This is a genomic window from Micromonospora sp. NPDC085948 (assembly GCF_040686315.1).
In the GTDB taxonomy this organism is placed as follows: Bacteria; Actinomycetota; Actinomycetes; order Mycobacteriales; family Micromonosporaceae; genus Micromonospora.
Genome location: NZ_JBFBJW010000009.1, coordinates 99,190 through 117,709, shown reverse-complemented (window position 1 = coordinate 117,709; position 18,520 = coordinate 99,190). Strand labels below are relative to the sequence as shown.

Here is an 18,520-nt window from a genome sequence, read left to right as displayed (position 1 = left end):
GTCAGTCCGTCGGCCCGGTGGTCGTGAGCGCGACCACCGGGCCGAGGACGAAGACGGCCGGCGGACCGATGTCCTCCCGGGCGGCGAGCGCGCCGATCTCGTCCAGCCGGGCCGGCACGGACCGCTGGCCGGGATGCCCGGCGTCCTGCACGGCGAGCACCGGAGTCTCCGGGGCGCGGCCGTGCTCGATCAGCACTGCGGCGATCTTGGCGATGGTGTCGACGGCCATCAACAGCACGACGGTCCCCCGGGCCCGGGCCAGCGCCGCCCAGTCGACGAGCGAGTCGGGGTGCCCGGGGGGCAGGTGCCCGGAGACCACCGTGACGTCATGCGCGACTCCCCGGTGGGTGACCGGCACGCCGGCGAGGGCCGGGGCGGCGAGGGCGCTGCTCACCCCGGGGACCACTGTCACCGGCACGCCGGCCGCCGTGCAGGCCTGCACCTCCTCGTGGCCGCGTCCGAAGACGTACGGGTCGCCGCCCTTGAGCCGGACCACCCGGCGGCCGGCGCGCGCGTGCGTCACCAGGGCCTCGTTGATCGCCTCCTGGGCCATCGACGGGCCACGGGGCACCTTCGCGGCGTCGACCACCACCACGTCCGGGCGCAGTCCGGCGAGCAGCCCCTGCGGGGCGAGCCGGTCGACCACCACCACGTCGGCGGCGTCGAGCAGGGCCTTTCCGCGTACCGTGATCAGGTCGTCGGGTCCCGGCCCTCCGCCGACCACCGCGACCGACCCGGGACCGTGACCGTGGTCGTGGCCCTGATCGTGGTCGTGGTCGTGGTGCTGGCCGTGGTCGTGCCCGTGGTGATGGTGGTGACCGACCGGGTCGTCGGGGTGGTCGTGCGGGCGTTGCGGGCGGCCCACCTTGTCGGCGAAGCCGGGCATCAGCACCCGGTACGCGCAGGTGTCGCAGTTCATCCGGATGTCGCCGCCCAGCGCCTCGGCGTAGCGCTCTCGCACCAGGTCGGCGAGGGCGTCGCAGTCGCCGATCACCTCGGCGACCCGCACGTCCAGGTCGGGGTGGGCGGCGGCGAACTCCGCCGACTGGGCGACGATCCGGTCGGGCAGCACCCCGGCGAACAGGAAGTACGGCGCCACGACGATCCGCCGCGCGCCGAGGCGGCGCAGCCGCTCCAGCACCGCCGGCACCGATGGTTGCGCCAGGGAGACGAACCCCGGCTCGACACCGGCGTAGCCGCGCCCCTCCCAGAGCAGCCGGGCCACCTTGGCCACCTCGGCGTTGGCGTCCGGGTCGGTGGAGCCCCGCCCGATCAACGCCACCCACGTGCCGGCCCGGTCGGCCGTGTCCGGCGGAACCGCACCGGCCAGCGCCGCGTCGGCCCGGTCGGTGCCTGCCAGCGCCGCGTCGATGCGTTCTTCGAGGGCTTCGTGCAGCAGCGGGTGCGGGCCGAGCGGGCGCCCGTAGCGGTAGGTCAGCCCCGGGTGCCGTTCCTGTTCCCGCGCCATCGCGGCGGGGATGTCGCCCTTGCCGTGCCCGGCGGCGGTGAGCACCAGGGGCAGCGCCACAAGCGCCCGGTGCCCGCGCGCGACGAGCGCACCGACCGCGTCGGTCAGCGGCGGGCGGGACAGCTCGATGAAACCGCCCTCGACGTCGCCGACGTCACCGCGCCGGCGGACCCGCTCGACGAGAGCGGCGAACTGGTCGACCCCGGCCGCGCTGCGCGTGCCGTGCCCGACGATGACCAACCCGGTCATGACTTCTCCTCGACGTAGAGCAGGGCGTTGAGGGCGGCGGCGGCGACCGCCGAGCCACCCTTCTCCCCCACGTTGGACACGGCGGGCAGGCCGCTGGCCCGCAGCGCCGCCTTTGACTCGGCGGCACCGACGAAGCCGACCGGCAGGCCGACGACGAGCGCCGGAGCGGCGTCCAGGGTGAGCAGTTCGACGAGCGCGGTGGGCGCGCAGCCGACCACCCACACCGCGCCCGGACCGACCCGGTCGAGGGCGATCCGCACGGCCGCCGCCGAACGGGTGATGCCGGCCGCGCGGCCCAGCTCGGCGGCGGCCGGCTCGGCGACCGGGCAGACCAACTCCTGGCCGGCACGGGTGATGCCGGCGGCGACCATCGCCACGTCGGTGACGACGGGCGCCCCGGCGCGCAACGCGGCCAGCCCCGACTCCAGCGCGGCCTCGTCGCAGACCAGCTCGTCGACGTACGCGAGGTCGGCGCTGGCGTGCACCACCCGCTCGGTCACCGCGCGGCTCAGCGGCGGCAGGTGCGACAGGTCGACGCGTTCGCGCAGGATGCGGTACGACTCGACCTCGATCGGATGCACCACTCGGTTCATCGGGCTCCTCCAGCAGGGTCGGGCTCGACGACGCGGGTCGCGTCAGGGTCAGCGACGACGCGGGTCGCGTCAGGGTCAGCGACGACGCGGGTCGCGTCAGGGTCAGCGACGACGCGGATCGCGTCGACGGGGCAGATCTCCAGGCACTCCAGGCAACCCGTACACCGGTCGGCGCGGACCGTCAGGCCGCCGGCGACCGGCCGGATCGCGTGCGTGGGGCAGGTGAGCAGGCACGCGCCGCAGCCCTGGCAGGCGTCGATCGTCACGAGCGCCACCGGTACCCCCGAGGCGTCACCATCCGGCCGGCGACCAGCCTCGTGTCGCTGTTGCCGACCACCACCACGCTGTACATGTCGACGACGGCCGGGTCGAGGGTGGCCAGGGTCGCGAGGTGGACCCGTTCGCCGGGGCGGCTGGCGTTGCGGACCACCCCGACCGGGGTGTCCGGTGGCCGGTGGCCGGCGAGGATACCGAGCGCCTTGCCGAGCTGCCAGTCCCGGGCGCGGCTGCGCGGGTTGTAGAACAGCGTGACGAAGTCACCCTCGGCCGCCGCGGCCACCCGCCGCTCGATGACCTCCCACGGGGTGTGCAGGTCGGACAGGCTCACGTAGGCGTGGTCGTGGCCGAGGGGCGCGCCGAGCAGCGCGCCGGCGGCCAGCGCCGCGGTCACCCCGGGCACGCCCACCACGTCGATGCGCTCGTCGGCGTACTCCAGGGCGGGGCTGGCCATCGCGTACACCCCGGCGTCGCCGGAGCCGATCAGCGCGACCGCCCGACCGGCGACGGCCTCGGCGACGGCGGCGCGGGCGCGCGCCTCCTCCGCGCCCAGCCCGCTGGACAGCACCCGGGTGCCCGGGCGGAGCACGTCGCGGACCTGGTCGAGGTACTGGTCCAGGCCGACCACCACGGCCGCGCGACGCAGCTCGGCCACCGCGCGAGGGGTGCGCAGGTCGGCGGCGCCGGGTCCGAGCCCGACGACGGCGAGCCGGCCGCGTGGCGCGTGCCGGGCCACCGCCACGGTGGCCATCGCCGTCGCGGTCTTGCCCACCAGCAGCGTGGCGTCGTCCGGCCGGCCGTCCGCGCCGAGCAGGGCCGCGGCCTCCGCCACGCTCGGCGTGCCGACCGCGGCGCGGACCACCTCGCTGGGATGCGGTACGTCGACGGTGGCCAGCCGCGTCGCCGGCCAGGTCACCAGGGGTACGCCGAGCGCGTCGACGGTGCTGCGGATGCCCGCCTCGTCGGCCTTGATGTCGGCGGTGGCCAGGCAGCGCAGGCTCGCCGGGTCGAGGCCGGCCTCGGCCAGCACCCGGTGCAGCAACTCCGCCACCTCGGCGGCCGGTACGCCCCGACTCGCCCCGACGCCGGCGACAAGCGACGGTGGTCGCAGCACGGCGGTCCGCCCGTCCAGCGGCACCACCCGGTCGGTGACCAGCAGCCGGTAACCGGCCCCCGCCGCGCCGCCAGCCTCGTTGTCGGCGGCGGCTTGGGCCTGGACGTTCGGCGGCAGGGCGGGCAGCGGCCAGTGGGCGTCGGCGAACAGGTGGACCGGCTCGCCGTCCAGGATGGCCCGGGACACCGCGGCGACCGCGCCCTGCACGGGCCAGCCCAGGGTGTCCAGCCCCGGCAGACCGACCGTGTCGGTGGCGGTGGTGATCACCGGGCGGGCGTCCAGCAGGGCGCCGACCTGCTCGGCGAGGTCGTTGCCGCCGCCGGCGTGCCCGCCCAGCAGTGCCACGGCGTGCCGAGCCGCCTCGTCGACGACCACCACGGCCGGGTCGCTGCGCTTGTCGGTGAGCAGCGGCGCGAGGATCCGCACCACCGCGCCGGTCGCCAGGAACGCGACCACCGCGTCGCACTCCACCCAGGCGGTCCGCAGCGCGTCGGTGACGCTCTCCCCCTCCACCAGCCGCGCGTGTGGCCAGGCGGCGGCGACGGTGTGCGCGTGTCGGCGGCCGGCGGCGGTGGCCGCCACCAGCCCGATGTGCGCGGGCGGGTTCTGGTGGTTCACGGGCGCTCCCCGGTGAGGACGACCACCGGGTTGGTGGCCGCGAGGCGGATCGACCCACCGGGCAGGTCGGCGAGGCGGGCGGCGGAGAGCTGAGCGCCCTCGACCGTGTAACCGGCGGCGCGCAGCAGACCCACGGCCGGCGCGACCCGGTCCAGGGCGGCCAGGGTGAGCACCACCCGCTCGGGTCGGCGCGCCACCACGGCGGCGAGGACGTCGACCCCGCCGCCGCCGACGAAGACCGCGTCCGGCTCGGGCAGGCCGACCAGCGCCTGCGGGGCTCGACCGGTGACGATCCGCACGTCCACGGCGTGCGCCCTCGCGTTGGCCCGGATGGTCGCGCCGGCCCCGGCGTCCTGTTCGACGGCGAGCACGGCCGCGCCGAGCAGCGCGCACTCGATGCCGACCGAGCCGCTGCCCGCGCCGATGTCCCAGATCAGCCGGCCCAGTCGGGGGCGGAGCCGGGCGACGACGAGGGCGCGCACCTCCGACTTGGTGATCATGGAGTCGCGGTGGGCGTACCGGCTCTCCGGCAACGCCCAGCCCCCGGCCGGGGCGGCGGCCGGCTGGTTGTCGGCGCGCATCCCGCCGCGCGGTCTGGAAACGCCGCCGGCGTCGGCACCGGAAACGGCGTCGGCGTCGGTGTCGGTGTCGGTGTCGGTGTCGGTGTCGGTGAGGCTGAGCAGGACGTGCGGGTCGGCCCAGGTCTCGGCGGCGGCCTGTTCGGGGCTCACCACGCGGATCCGTTCGGCGTCGGTGCCCAGGTGCTCGGCGACAAGCAGGCGGCGGGACCAGCCGATCAGGCCCTCGCCCAGCTCGGTGGCACCGGCGCCGGGCGCGGTCAGCACCGCGACCAGCGGCAGCGCCCGGCAGGCGTTCAGGGCCGGGCGCGGGTCGCGGCCGTGTGCGGTGACCACGGCGGCGCCGTCCCAGGGCAGGCCGGCGCGGGCGAACGCGGCGGCCACACTGGACACCGCCGGCACCACCCGCAGCGGCAGCCCGGCCGCGCGCAGCCGCCGGACGATGCCGAACAGGCCGGGATCCCCGCTGGCCAGCACCACGGCCGGCACCCCGGCGGCGACGGCCTCGGCCAACCGGTGCAGGGCGGGGGCGAGTGGCCCGAGGGTGACGGTGTCCGCGCCGGCCGGTACGGGCACGACGGCCAGGTGCCGGGCAGCCCCGACGACCAGCCCGGCGGCGCCCAGCACCGGTCCGAGGGCGGGGTGTGGCGGTGCGCCGGCGGCGTCCAGGCCGACCACGGTCACGGCGTTCGCCGGGGCCGCCGACGCCCCTGGCGTCGCCGAGGCCCCCGCAACCATCCGCGTCATCGGGACCACCGGCCGGAGGAGGCGACCACGTGCGCGCCGGCGAAGTCGACCATCGCCACGTCCACGGTGACCGTCGGCCCGGCGAAGCGCCGCAGCACCTGGCGGACCCGCTGGCAGAGCAGGTCGCCGGCCGGGGCGAGCAGCCCGGCGGCCTCCCACAGCTCGTACGCGTGCCGCCCGGTGTTCGCCTCGGTCACGGCGGCGACGAGCGTCGGGTCACCACCGGCCTCGGCGGTCACCGCGCCGAGCAGGGACAGGTCCACCTTCGATCGGGTGTAGTGGGTCATCAGGATGCCCGCCGCGAGTTTGGCCAGCTTGCCGGCCATGCCGACGAAGACCACGCCGGTCATCTCGTCACCCACGGCGGCCGTGACGGCGGCCCCGGTGAAGTCACCAACCTCGACGAAGCACACCTCGGGCAGGTCCGGCAGGAGCGCGCGGGCGGCCCGCTCGGTACGCCCGCCGGTGCAGAGCACCACGGTCCGCTCGCCCTGGGCGGCCATCACGTGCACGGCCTGCACGACGCTGGCCCGCCAGGACGCGGTGGAGAACGGGCGCACGATCCCGGTGGTGCCGAGGATCGAGATGCCGCCGAGGATGCCGAGCCGTCGGTTGGTGGTCTTGCGCGCCATGATCTCGCCGCGGGGCACGCTGATCACCACCCGTACGCCGACCTCGCTGAGGTCGACCACCTCGGCCACCGCCTCGCCGATCATCCGGCGGGGGGTGTCGTTGATCGCCGGGCCGCCGACGGCGAGCCCGAGGCCGGGTTTGGTGACCGTGCCGACGCCGGCGCCGCCGGCGAGCCGCAGACCGGGAACATCGGTCCAGTCCACGGTGGCGGTCAGCTCGGCGCCGTGGGTGACGTCCGGGTCGTCGCCGGCGTCCTTGACCACCACCGCCTCGGCGCGAACCGGCGGCGTGCCGGTCAGCTCACAGCGTTCCACTCCGAAGCGCACCCGTTGCCCGGCGGGCAGGCCGATCTCCACGTCCGGCTGGATCTCACCGGTGACCAGCGCGGTGACCGCCGCCTTGGCCGCCGCCGTCGCGCACGCCCCGGTGGTCCAGCCGGTACGCAGCGCGGTGGGCCGGACCTTCGCGGTACGCGGCAGGTCCGGCTCACGCAGCGGCGGCTCGGCGTACGTCATGGTGTGGCTGTCCCCCCGGTGCGGGCGCTGGCCTGGCGGCGCAGCTCGGCGCGGGCGGCCGGCTCGGCCCGGCGGAAGGTGTGGAAGTGCCCGGGGTGGTACAGGTGCGAGCGGGTGCCCTCGGCGGCGAGTGCCGGCCCGACCAGGAAGAGGGTGTGCTTCCACAGCTTGTGCTGCTTGACCGTCGCCTCCAGGGTGCCGACCGTGCAGCGCACCACCAGCTCGTCGGGCCAGGTCGCCTGGTACGCCACCACGGCCGGGGTGTCCTCCGGGTAGCCGCCGGCCAGCAGCTCGGCCTGCACCTGCCCGGAACGGGCGGCGGAGAGGAACAGCGCCATCGTGGTGCCGTGCCGGGCGAAGTCGCGGACCCGCTCACCGGGAGGCATCGGGGTCTTGCCACCTTCGAGGCGGGTGAGGATGACCGACTGGGCCACCTCGGGCACGGTCAGCTCCCGCCCGACGATCGCCGCGACGGCGGTGAACGAGGACACCCCGGGCACGATCTCCACGGCCAGGTCGAGTGCCCGGCACACGTCCAGTTGCTCCTGCACCGCGCCCCACAGCGCCGGGTCCCCGGAGTGGATCCGGGCCACGGTCAGCCCCTGCTCGGCGGCCCGCTGGTAGAGCGGCAGCACGCCCTCGATGGGCAGCTGCGACGAGTCGATGATCTCCGCGTCGGGGCGGGCGTGGTCGAGCACGTCGGCGTGCACCAGGCTGGCCGCCCAGATCACGATGTCCGCCTCGGCGATCACCCGGGCGGCCCGCAGGGTCAGCAGGTCCGCCGCCCCCGGACCGGCTCCGACGAACCACACCTTGCCGTCGCTTGTCACAGTTTTCCTCCTCGGTGCTCGCGGCGGGCCGGGACCAGCAGCGTCGACAGGTACGGCAGGTCGTTCGTGGTCTCGTCGACCGGGCCGATGTGTTCACCGGGCAGCCCCAGACTGCGTCCGAGCACCGCGTCGGAGAGCCGGCCCTGTCGGCGCAGCTCGGCGAGCAACTCCGGGTGCCGCCGCCAGCCCTTGTAGGCGACCACGGTGCCCGGCCCGGCGAGGGCGTCGGCGAACAGCGCCAGGCCGGCGGTGGCCGGCAGCAGGGTGAGCGGTTCGCGTCCCTCGCAGAGCGGGGTGCCGCTGCGCGCGGCCAACTCCTGCATCGCGGTGACGCCGGGGACGGTCGCCACCCGCACCGCCGGGCGCAGCGCGCGGACGCTCTGCGCCAGGTACCCGAAGGTGGAGTAGACGTTGGGATCGCCGATGGTGGCGAACGCCAGGGACCGCGCGCCCGCGTCGATCGCCTCGACCACCACCCGGGCCGCGTCGTCCCAGGCCGCCGCCCGGCGGGCGGTCACCCCACCCCGGTCGTCCAGGGCGAACGGCAGCCGGCGCAGCCGGTCCGCCGCGACGTGGGAGCGCACGGTCGCCTCGGCGCGCCCGGCGTCCGCACCCACCGGCGTCGCGGCGGCGGTCGCGGCGGTCGCGCTCCGGTCGGCCATCACGGGTACGAAGACCAGGTCGGCCTCGCGCAGCACCCGCACCGCCTTGACGGTGAGCAGTTCCGGGTCACCCGGGCCGACCCCCACCCCGGTCAGCGTGGCCTCGCCGGTCCGGCTCGCGTGGGCGCGCTGCGCGTCGGCGCTCATCGGCACGCCTCGACCAGTCGACGGGCCGCGTCCGGGTGACCGGCCCAGTGGGTGTGCAGGTAGGAGGCGTGCACCCGACGGCTCACGAAGCCGTGCGGCGCGTCGTCCCAGCGCCACGCCGGCCGGTCGCCGTGCCCCGGGTCGGTGGTGGTGCGGTGGAACTCGTGGCCGCGTACGCCCTCGCCGGCGCGGGCCACCGGGGAGTCGGTGACGGCCACGGCCTCGCGGTAGCCGAGGGTGAGCCGGCCGGTCATCCGGGCGGTCAGGTCCAGCCGTCCGCACATCGGTACGCCGTCCAGGGACCGCCCGAGGTAGAGCAGGCCGGCGCACTCGGCCACGATCGGCCCGTCGAAGTCGGCCAGCTCGGCGCGGAGCGTGGTGTTGCCGGCCAGCGCCTCCGCGTACGCCTCGGGGAAGCCGCCGCCGATGACCACCGCGCGGGTGCCGGCGGGCAGCGTCGGGTCGCGCAGCGGGTCGACGGTGACCACGTCCGCGCCGGCCGCGGTGAGCAGTTCGGCGGTCTCCGCGTACGAGAAGGTGAAGGCCGGGCCACCGGCGAGCGCGACCCGTGGCCGCTCGACGCCGGCCGGCCCGCCGACGGCGGTGACCGGGTCCCACGCCGGGGCGGTCAGCGGCGGGGCGGTGCGGGCCAGGTCCAGCACGGCGTCGAGGTCCACGGTGGCCTCGACCAGCTCGGCCAGCGCGGTGACGATCGCCAGGGACTCGGGTGCCCGCTCGGCGACCGGGACCAGCCCGAGGTGCCGGGCCGGCGCGGCCACCTCGACGGCGCGGGTGACGGCCCCGAGCACCGGTACGCCGACCTCGGCGAGGGCGTCGCGCAGCAGCGTCTCGTGTCGGGGTGAGCCGACCCGGTTGAGGATCACCCCGCCGATCCGTACGGCCGGGTCGAAGGCGGCCATGCCCAGCGTCAGCGCGGCGGCCGAGCGGCCCTGCGCGGTGGTGTCCAGCACCAGCAGCACGGGCGCGTCGATCAGCCGGGCGACGTGCGCGGTGGAGGCGTAGTCGCGGCGGCCCACGGCACCGTCGTGCAGGCCCATGACGCCCTCGACGACGGCGATGTCGGCAGGTGTCGGGACGCTCGCGCCGTGGCGCAGCAGAGCGGCGATCCGCTCGGCCCCGACCAGGAACGGGTCGAGGTTGCGCCCGGGCCGCCCGGCGGCGAGCGCGTGGTAGCCGGGGTCGATGTAGTCGGGGCCGACCTTGTGCGGGCTGACCGTCAGGCCGCGACGGCGCAGCGCGGCGAGCAGCCCGGTGGCAACGGTCGTCTTGCCGTGGCCGCTGGCCGGCGCGGCGACCACCAGCCGGGGCAGCGCCCAGGGTGCGCTCACCACTCGATGCCCTTCTGGCCCTTCTGGCCGGCGTCCATCGGGTGCTTGACCTTGGTCAGCTCGGCCACCAGGTCGGCGGCGGCGACCAGGCGCGGGTCGGCGTCCCGTCCGGTGATCACGACGTGCTGGAAGCCGGGCCGGTCGGCCAGGGTGGCGACCACCTCGTCGACGTCCACCCAGCCCCACTTCATCGGGTAGGTGAACTCGTCCAGCACGTACAGCCCGTAGCGCTCGGCGGCCAGGTCACGCTGGATCTGCCGCCAACCCTCCAGGGCGTCGGCGGCGTGGTCGGCCTCGCCGCCGCGCTGGATCCACGACCAGCCCTCACCCATCTTGTGCCAGGCCACCGGCGCGCCCTCGCCGGTGCGCTCGTGCACCTCGCCGAGCGCGCGGAAGGCGTTCTCCTCCCCCACCCGCCACTTGGCGCTCTTGACGAACTGGAACACGCCGATCGGCAGACCGGCCGTCCAGGCCCGCAACGCCAACCCGAAGGCCGCCGTCGACTTCCCCTTCATCTGTCCGGTGTGGACGATCAGCAGCGGTCGGTGCCGCCGCTGCCGGGTGGTCAACCCGTCGAGAGGCACCGAACTCGGTTGTCCCTGCGGCATCAGCCCGTCTCCCATCCCGCGTCGGTGTGTCCCGCGATCTTGCGATTTCTGTCGGTCATTTGCGTGCTTCGCCCCGTTATGCCGCGACAGGAAGTGCAAGATCGCGGGCGTGGGGGTGGGTGAGGGCTTCCAGGGGGGTTCGGGGGGCGTTCAGCTGGGTGGCCAGGCGGGTGGCCAGGTGCAGGCGGACGGGGCCGGACTCGCAGTCGACGACCACGCACGGGGCGGCCGTCGCCGCCAGGACCTTCGCGGCTGCTGCCGCGCGGTCGAGCGGGCGGGTGCCGGCGGTGGCTCGGCCGTCGGTGACGATGAGCACCAGCGGGCGACGCTTCGGGTCGCGCAGGCGTTCCAGCCGCAGCAGATCCGCGGCGGCGAGCAGCCCCTCGGCCAGCGGCGTACGCCCGCCGGTGGGCAACTCGGCCAGCCGGGTCGAGGCGGCCAGCACCGACGAGGTCGCCGGCAGCAGGGTCCGGGCGCCGGCACCCCGGAACGCGATCACCGCGACCTTGTCCCGCCGCTGGTACGCGTCGGTGAGCAGGGCGAGGACCGCGTCCTTGACGGCGGTCATCCGCTGCCGGGCGCCCATCGAGCCGCTCGCGTCCACCACGAACAGCACCAGGTTGCCCTCACGTCCCTCGCGAACCGCCTCGCGCACGTCGTCCGGGCGCAGTCGCAGCGGACCGCTGCGCCGGCCCCGGACCGCCTGGTGCGGCGCGGCGGCGCGGATCGTGGCCGGCAGGTGCAGCGCGCCGACCCGGCCCGCCGGCACCCGCGCGCCGGTGGTGCGACCCCGTCCGGTGCGCGCCCGCGACCGCCGGCCCGGCACCCCGTCACCCACGCCCGGCGCGGTGAGCACCCGCGCCTTCAACCCACCCCGGGGTACGGCCACCGACTGGGACTCCCCGCCGCGAGTCGGGTCGTCGTCACCGGTCGCCCATTCCCGGCCGGCGCGCGGGCGCGAGTTCTGACCGTCGTCGCCCCGGTCACCCGACTGGCGCTGCGGCCAGCCATCGGCGCCCTGCTCGCCCTCCTCGCGCTGCGACCAGCCATCGTCGTCGCCCGGCTGGCGCTGCGGCCACCCGTCGGCACCGTCGGGGCCGTCGGTGCGCCCGTCTGGGCCACTGCCGTCGCGCGCCGCTGAGTGCCCGGCCGACCCGGGCGCACCCTGCTCGGCCCCTTCGCCGGTGCCGTCGCCCTGCGGGCCGCCGCCGTTCGGGCCGCCATCGCCGTTCGGGCCGCCGCCGGCCGGGCCGCCGCCGTTCGGGCCGCCATCGCCGGCCGGCCCGCCGCCCCGCGGGCCGGTGTCGTCCGGGCCACGGTCGTCGGGGCCGTCGTCGTCCGGCTCGTCGGGGTGGGCGTCCTGGGCACGCTGCAACGCCTCGTCAAGGCGCTTCTCGTCCAGCCCCGGGGTGTCGAACGGGTCGCGACGGCGACGGTGCGGCAGGGCCAGCCGCGCGGCCACCCGGACGTCGTCGACGGTGACCCGGTCCCGGCCGTGCCAGGCGGCGTGCGCGAGAGCGGCACGGGCGGTGACGATGTCGGCGCGCATCCCGTCCACGTCGAACGCGGCGCACACCTCGGCGATCTGCCGCAGCGCGGCGTCCGGCAGGCGTACCCCGGGAAGCCGGCGGCGGGCGGCGGCCACCTGGGCGGCGATCTCCGCGTCGGCGTCGGCCCAGCGGGCGGCGAAACCGGCCGGGTCGGCGTCGGCGGCGAGCCGGCGGCGGACCACCTCGACCCGCACCTCCGGGTCCCGGCTGGCACCCACCTCCACGGTGAGCCCGAACCGGTCGAGCAACTGCGGACGCAGCTCCCCCTCCTCCGGGTTCATCGTGCCGACCAGCAGGAACCGGGCCGCGTGGCTGACCGAGACACCTTCGCGCTCGACGTGGCTGCGACCCATCGCCGCCGCGTCCAGCAGCAGGTCCACGAGGTGGTCGTGCAGCAGGTTGACCTCGTCGACGTAGAGCACCCCCCGGTGGGCGGCGGCGAGCAGACCCGGCTCGAAGGCGCGGACGCCCTCGCCGAGGGCCTTCTCCAGATCCAGCGAGCCGACCACCCGGTCCTCGGCGGCGCCCACCGGCAACTCCACCAGCCGGGCCGGACGGGTCTCGGCGGTGGCGTCGGCCGGATGCGGCCCGTCCGGGCAGGCAGGGTCCGGCTCGGCCGGGTCACAGCCGAAGCGGCAGCCCGCCACCCGGCGGACCGGGGGCAGCAGCGCGGCCAGCGCGCGCACGGCGGTGGACTTGGCGGTCCCCTTCTCCCCCCGGACCAGCACCCCGCCGATCGCCGGAGACACCGCGTTGAGCAGCAGCGCCAGCCGCATGTCGGCCATGCCGAGCACCGCGCTGAACGGATAGGTCGTGGTCACGGTCACTGGGCCTTCTTTCGTTCGCGACTGCGGGGCTCGCAGAACCGGCTCGCTCCTCGCGCTCACGCCCGGTCCTCCAGGTCGCCCTCGCTGGCCAGGTACGTGTCGCGCAGCCGGTCCAGGGTGGCCGGCTCGGGTTTGGCCCACAGCCCCCGGTCGGCGGCCTCCAACAGGCGCTCGGTGATGCCGCGCAGCGCCCACGGGTTGGACTGCTCCAGGAACTGCCGGGTGGTGTCGTCGAACAGGTACGCGGCGGCCAGGTGCTCGTACATCCAGTCGTCGACCACGCCGGCGGTGGCGTCGTAGCCGAACAGGTAGTCCACGGTGGCGGCCAGCTCGAACGCGCCCTTGTAGCCGTGCCGGCGCATCGCCGCGATCCACTTCGGGTTGACCACCCGGACGCGGAACACCCGCCGGGTCTCCTCGCCCAGCGTGCGGGTGCGCACGTCGTGCGGCATCGCCGAGTCACCCACGTACGCCTGCGGTGACGTGCCGGTGAGGTGCCGGACCATCGCCACCATCCCGCCGTGGTACTGGAAGTAGTCGTCGGAGTCGACGATGTCGTGCTCGCGGGTGTCCTGGTTCTTCACCGCCACCGCGATCCGGGCGAAGGAGCGTTCCATGTCGGCGCGCGCCTCCCGCCCGTCCAGGCCCCGGCCGTAGGCGTAGCCGCCCCACACCGCGTACACCTCGGCCAGGTCGGCGTCGCTGCGCCAGGTCCGGGCGTCGATCAGGGGCAGCAGGCCCGCGCCGTACGCCCCCGGCTTGGAACCGAAGATGCGGGCGGTGGCCCGCCGCTCGTCACCGTGCTCGGCGAGGTCCGCGGCGACGTGCGCCCGCAGGTAGTTGTCCTCGTCCGGCTCGTCCAGGGCGGCGACCCGCCGCACGGCATCGTCGAGCAGCGCCACCACGTGCGGGAACGCGTCGCGGAAGAACCCCGAGATGCGCACGGTCACGTCGACACGCGGCCGGCCCAGCTCGGCGGTCGGCACCACCTCGATGCCGGTGACCCGCCGCGATCGGTCGTCCCACACCGGCCGGCAGCCCAGCAGCGCGAGCACCTCGGCGATGTCGTCGCCCTGGGTGCGCATCGCGCTGGTGCCCCACACGGTCAGACCCACCGAGCGGGGGTACGACCCGGTGTCGGCGAGGTGCCGGGCCAGCAGCGAGTCGGCGAGGGCCACCCCGACGTCCCAGGCGTTGCGGCTGGGAATGGCCTTGGGGTCGACGGAGTAGAAGTTGCGGCCGGTGGGCAGCACGTTGACCAGGCCCCGGGTGGGTGAACCGGACGGGCCGGGCGGCACGAACCGGCCGTCGAGCGCGCCGAGAGTATTGGTCAGCTCGTCGGTGGTCCGGTCCAGCCGGGGCACCAGCTCGGTGGCGGCGAAGTGCAGCACAGCGGCGACGTCCGGGATCGACTGGCCGGTCACCTCGACAACCACCGCGTCGACGGCCTCGGCGTCCCAGCCGAGCGTCTCCATCCCGATAACCAACCGCCGGGCGAGGGCCTCGATCAGGTCGACCGCGTCGGCGGCGGTGCCGGCCGGCCCGTCCACCACGTCGGTCAGCTCCGTGGGCACCGCCAGTCGTTCGCCCGGTGCCGCGAGCAGCTCCTGCTCGTCGAGGGAGTACGCGACGGCGAGCGCCTGCCGCAGGCCGGGCAGGGCACGGGCGCCACCCCAGATCTGCGGGGCGCGCAGCACCGCGAGGACCAGGTTGACCCGGGGCTCACCGGTGGGCGCGTCGGCGAGGATGTGCAACCCGTCGCGGATCTGCACGTCCTTGACCTCGCAGAGGTACCCGTCGAGGTGCAGCACGAACTCGTCGAAGTCGTCCGCGTCGGGCATCGCCTCGGCGTGCAGGTCGTGGTGCAGCTCCGCCGCGCGGACGAGGTCCCAGATCTGCGCCCGCACGGTGGGCACCTTCGCCGGGTCGAGGGCCTGCACGGTGGCGTACTCGTCGAGCAGTTGCTCCAGTTTGGCCAGGTCGCCGTAGGTCTCGGCGCGGGCCATCGGCGGCACCAGGTGGTCGATGACCACGGCGTGCGCGCGGCGCTTGGCCTGGGTGCCCTCGCCGGGGTCGTTGACGATGAACGGGTAGACCAGCGGCAGGTCACCGAGGACCGCGTCGGGGGCGCAGTCGGCGGCCAGGCCGAGGCCCTTGCCGGGCAGCCACTCCAGGGTGCCGTGCTTGCCCAGGTGCACCACGGCGTCCGCGCCGAAGCCGCCGTCGGCGACCGGGGCGGCCAGCCAGCGGTACGCGGCCAGGTAGTGGTGACTCGGCGGCAGGTCCGGGTCGTGGTAGATGGCGATCGGGTTCTCCCCGAAGCCGCGCGGCGGTTGGATCAGCAGCACCACGTTGCCGAAGCGCAGCCCGGCGAGCACGATGTCCCCGCCCTCGGTGTAGAGCTGGCCGGGCGGCTCACCCCAGTGTTCCCGCATCCGTTCCCGCAGCTCGGACGGCACCTGGTCGAACCACCGCCGGTAGGTCTGCCCCGGGATCCGGGCCTCGGCGGCGGCCAGCTGCTCCGGGGTGAGCCACTCCACGTCGTGACCACCGGCGGCGATCAGAGCGTGGATCAGAGCGTCGCCGTCGTCGGGCACCGGCGCGTCGCCCAGGTGGTAGCCGGCCTCGGCGAACGCGGCCAGCAGTCGGACCGCCGAGACCGGGGTGTCCAGCCCGACGGCGTTGCCGACCCGGGAGTGCTTGGTGGGGTACGAGCTGAGCACCACGGCGACCCGCTTGTCGGCGTTGGGCACGTACCGCAGCCGGGCGTGGCGCACGGCGATCCCGGCGACCCGGGCGGCCCGGTCGGCGTCGGCCGCGTAGACCGAGAGGCCGTCGGCGTCGATCTGCTTGAACGAGAACGGCACGCTGACGATCCGGCCGTCGAACTCGGGGATGGCCACCTGCATCGCCGCGTCCAACGGGGACAGCCCCGCGTCGCTGCCGGCCCACTGCTCGCGGGTGCTGGTCAGGCAGAGCGCCTGGATGATCGGCACGTCCAGGGCGGCCAGGGCGCCGACGTCCCAGGCGTCCTCGTCGCCGCCCCCGGAGGCGTCCGCGGCGACCGCGCCACCGGCGGCCAGCACGGTGACCAGCAGCGCGTCGCAGCGGGCGAACAGCCCGAGCGGTCCCGCGCCGGTGGTCAGCCCTCGCAGCGAGCCGCAGAAGATCGGCACCGGGTTGCCGCCGGCGTTGTGGACCGCGTCCGCGAGGACGTCGACGAATTCGGTGTTGCCGGCGAGGGCGTGCGCCCGGTAGAAGACGATGCCCACGGTGGGCCGCTGCGGGTCGGTCGGGTGTTCGCCGTGCACGCCGTACGCGGGGGTGGGCGCGGGCGGGGCGAACCCCTCGCCGGTGAGCAGCACCGTGTCGGAGAGGAACCGGGCGAGCTGCCCGAGGTTGTCCGGCCCACCCTCGACGAGGTACGCCAACGCCTGGGTGACGACCCCGGACGGCACTGTGGAGATGGCCATCAGCTCCGCGTCGGGCAGCGCCTCGCCGCCGAGCACGACCGTCGGCACACCGGTGGCGAGCACCGCGGCGAGGCCGTCCGGCCACGCCTGCCGACCGCCGAGCAGGCGTACGACGACGAGGTCGACCCCGTCGAGCAGGGCGGACACCTCGTCGGCGGCGACCCGCGCGGGGTTGGCGAGCCGGTAGTCGGCGCCGCTGGCGCGGGCGGCCAGCAGGTCGGTGTCGGCGGTGGAGAGCAGCAGGATGCGCACGGCGGGCTCCGGAGAGTGACGCCCTGGCCGCTACGGAGGCGACCTGGACGAAGCGGGTGGGTGCGGCGTCAGCCGGTACGACGGCTCGGCCGGGCTCAGCGACGCGGACGTCGGGGCCGGTCAGCGCCAGACGCCCAGGTCAGCGGTACCGGAAGCCAGCGGTCTGGCACACGCCGCGACGGCCGGGCCGGGACGTGCGGGGCCGGCCGGTTGTGGGCGCGGTGCAGTGCCCGCCAAACGGCTCATGACGATGATCGTCAATGGATGAGACGCTGTGCGTCATCGGGTCCTCCTCGGGTGTCCACGCCCTGGGGTACATCCCGACGGCCGAAGTATCCTGGCTTCCGGATCGACGCTCTCCCCCGGCCTTCCAACCGCAGACACACGGTCGTGACTCACGAGGGGGGATCGCTCCCCGGTGACAGTGGCGGGACCGCGTCGGAATCGCACCGACTTCCTTCACTGCCGTCAGGCCGCGAATGCTGCCACACCCCTCCGCCGCCGGTCAACGCCGGCCCTGGCACCGCCCGGCCCCGCTCATCACATTGACCTGGGAAAATATAGGTGCGCGGGGTTGCCTGACCACGAGACGGCGAGCTGATTGGCCGGTGGCGGAGTGATCCCGCAGAGGGAGCCGAGTGTCTGTGTGACTCCCTCTGGAGCTGATGTCGTAGACGATTCAGCACCCACGGGGTCAGCCCTGGGTTACTCGTGCTCGAAGCGGCGCGGCCGGCGAGTCAGTGACAGCCAGCCGAGAAAACGGGCGTGCACTCCCCGCAGGTGTCCGAGACCACCTGGCCATCGGCGTCTACGACGAGTCCATTCGCGCCAACGTGCTTCTGATTGATGACCGACTCTGCGTCGTCCAGCACTACCTACCGCGGATGCGGGGCGTCGACTGCCCGACGATGGTCATCGAACGCGACACGAGTCCCTCCGGCCTCTACCCGATATTCGACGAGATGTTCACCTCACTCTGGGAGCGCAGCCGCCAGCTATGACCGACCACGCCCGCCTCCTCCCCCTCGCACAGGAGGCCGTTGACCTGGCACACGACCTGATGCGGACGCTCCAGCCCGGCGCGCTGACCTTCAAGGGTGACCGTGACATGGCGTCCGAGGTGGACTACGCCATCGAGCGAGCGGTTCGCGAGCATCTGGCCGCCACGGCGCCCGACATCGGTTTCCTCGGCGAGGAGTATGGCGGCAGCGGCGACGCCACCGAACTGACCTGGGCACTCGACCCCGTCGACGGCACCGTCAACTTCGTCCACGGCTCACCCCTGTGCGCGATCTCCCTCGGCCTCCTGCACGGCACAGACGCCGTCCTCGGCGTCATCGACCTGCCGTTCCTCGGCACCCGCTACCACGCCGTTCAGGGGCACGGCGCCTATGCCGACAACCGACGCATCTGCGCCAGCCAGGTCACCGATCTCCGGGACGCCGTCGTCGCCATCGGCGACTACGCGGTCGGTGCCGACGCCAGCCGGAAGAACGCCGAGAGACTCGCCATCACCGAGCAGCTCACCCGGCACGTCCAACGGATCCGCATGCACGGTTCCGCCGCGATCGACCTCGCCTGGTTGGCGCAGGGCAGGATCGACGCGTTCATCATGCTCAACAACAAGCCCTGGGACACCGTCGCGGGCGTCGTGATCGCCCGAGAGGCCGGTGCGCTCGTCGTCGACGTCGACGGCACGCCCCACAGCGCACACGCTGTCGCCACGATCGGCGGCAACGAGCTGCTCCTACCGCCCGTCCTCACGCTCGTTCAGCGATCACTCGCACGTGCGGAAGGCATGACTGGTCTTCCGCCTCACCCAGCGGATCCCCATTGATCACCTGCCGGTGATCACGCCACCGCTCACATGACGAGAGTGCACGGGCAACAACGGCTCCAACGTCGGGACACCACCTGGTCACAGTCCCGCCTTGTCGATCATGGAGTTGTGGTGGGCGACAAAGCAGCCTTTCGTCGCCAAACTAGGCACCACACCTCCATGATCGACCCCGATATCGGGTCGCTCGGCAG

The 18,520-nt window shown here is 74.8% G+C and carries 14 protein-coding genes and 1 riboswitch; of the genes, 2 read left to right on the top strand and 12 right to left on the bottom strand.

Translation table 11 applies throughout. The annotated features are described in order from the left end of the window. Position 1: 1 nt before the first annotated feature. The 12 genes from cobA to cobN all read right to left on the bottom strand — a co-directional run bounded on the left by cobA (position 2) and on the right by cobN (position 16,489). Entirely contained in the window at positions 2-1,717 is a 1,716-nt protein-coding gene (cobA, locus tag AB0O48_RS22765) for a uroporphyrinogen-III C-methyltransferase (RefSeq protein ID WP_365068176.1), read from the bottom strand. Then, complete coding sequence (locus tag AB0O48_RS22760) at positions 1,714-2,310, bottom strand: precorrin-8X methylmutase (protein WP_357255746.1); 597 nt, start codon at positions 2,308-2,310, stop codon at positions 1,714-1,716. The genes cobA and AB0O48_RS22760 overlap by 4 nt, the downstream gene beginning before the upstream one ends. Beyond that, the gene (locus AB0O48_RS22755; protein ID WP_357255748.1) at positions 2,307-2,576 is read right to left on the bottom strand and encodes a 4Fe-4S binding protein; all 270 of its coding nucleotides are present in this window, start codon (positions 2,574-2,576) and stop codon (positions 2,307-2,309) included. Before AB0O48_RS22755 ends, AB0O48_RS22760 begins: the two co-directional genes overlap by 4 nt. Then, the gene (cobJ, locus tag AB0O48_RS22750; RefSeq protein WP_357255749.1) at positions 2,573-4,318 is read right to left on the bottom strand and encodes a precorrin-3B C(17)-methyltransferase; all 1,746 of its coding nucleotides are present in this window, start codon (positions 4,316-4,318) and stop codon (positions 2,573-2,575) included. Before cobJ ends, AB0O48_RS22755 begins: the two co-directional genes overlap by 4 nt. Then, a complete protein-coding gene (gene cbiE, locus AB0O48_RS22745) occupies positions 4,315-5,634 on the bottom strand; it encodes a precorrin-6y C5,15-methyltransferase (decarboxylating) subunit CbiE (protein WP_365068315.1) in 1,320 nt (439 codons plus the stop codon). Before cbiE ends, cobJ begins: the two co-directional genes overlap by 4 nt. A 5-nt stretch (positions 5,635-5,639) precedes the next feature. Then, positions 5,640-6,791, bottom strand: a complete 1,152-nt coding sequence (locus AB0O48_RS22740; protein ID WP_357255751.1) for a cobalt-precorrin-5B (C(1))-methyltransferase — start codon at positions 6,789-6,791, stop codon at positions 5,640-5,642. Further along, the gene (gene cobM / locus AB0O48_RS22735; protein ID WP_365068170.1) at positions 6,788-7,621 is read right to left on the bottom strand and encodes a precorrin-4 C(11)-methyltransferase; all 834 of its coding nucleotides are present in this window, start codon (positions 7,619-7,621) and stop codon (positions 6,788-6,790) included. Before cobM ends, AB0O48_RS22740 begins: the two co-directional genes overlap by 4 nt. Further along, positions 7,618-8,430: a precorrin-2 C(20)-methyltransferase gene (gene cobI, locus AB0O48_RS22730; protein WP_357572379.1), complete on the bottom strand. Its 813-nt coding sequence runs from the start codon at positions 8,428-8,430 to the stop codon at positions 7,618-7,620. The genes cobM and cobI overlap by 4 nt, the downstream gene beginning before the upstream one ends. Beyond that, a complete protein-coding gene (locus tag AB0O48_RS22725; protein WP_357255757.1) occupies positions 8,427-9,782 on the bottom strand; it encodes a cobyrinate a,c-diamide synthase in 1,356 nt (451 codons plus the stop codon). The genes cobI and AB0O48_RS22725 overlap by 4 nt, the downstream gene beginning before the upstream one ends. After that, entirely contained in the window at positions 9,776-10,387 is a 612-nt protein-coding gene (cobO, locus tag AB0O48_RS22720) for a cob(I)yrinic acid a,c-diamide adenosyltransferase (RefSeq protein WP_357255759.1), read from the bottom strand. Before cobO ends, AB0O48_RS22725 begins: the two co-directional genes overlap by 7 nt. 76 nt (positions 10,388-10,463) lie before the next feature. After that, positions 10,464-12,722: a VWA domain-containing protein gene (locus tag AB0O48_RS22715; protein ID WP_365068313.1), complete on the bottom strand. Its 2,259-nt coding sequence runs from the start codon at positions 12,720-12,722 to the stop codon at positions 10,464-10,466. A gap of 98 nt (positions 12,723-12,820) precedes the next feature. Further along, positions 12,821-16,489, bottom strand: a complete 3,669-nt coding sequence (cobN, locus tag AB0O48_RS22710; RefSeq protein WP_365068165.1) for a cobaltochelatase subunit CobN — start codon at positions 16,487-16,489, stop codon at positions 12,821-12,823. Between the two features lie 330 nt (positions 16,490-16,819). Further along, positions 16,820-16,949, bottom strand: a riboswitch (cobalamin riboswitch). 280 nt (positions 16,950-17,229) lie between these two features. Here cobN and AB0O48_RS22705 point away from each other — a divergent pair. Both AB0O48_RS22705 and AB0O48_RS22700 read left to right on the top strand, forming a co-directional pair. Then, a complete protein-coding gene (locus AB0O48_RS22705) occupies positions 17,230-17,490 on the top strand; it encodes a DUF5919 domain-containing protein (protein ID WP_357255763.1) in 261 nt (86 codons plus the stop codon). Then, positions 17,487-18,326: an inositol monophosphatase family protein gene (locus tag AB0O48_RS22700; protein WP_365068162.1), complete on the top strand. Its 840-nt coding sequence runs from the start codon at positions 17,487-17,489 to the stop codon at positions 18,324-18,326. Before AB0O48_RS22705 ends, AB0O48_RS22700 begins: the two co-directional genes overlap by 4 nt. Positions 18,327-18,520: the final 194 nt, after the last annotated feature.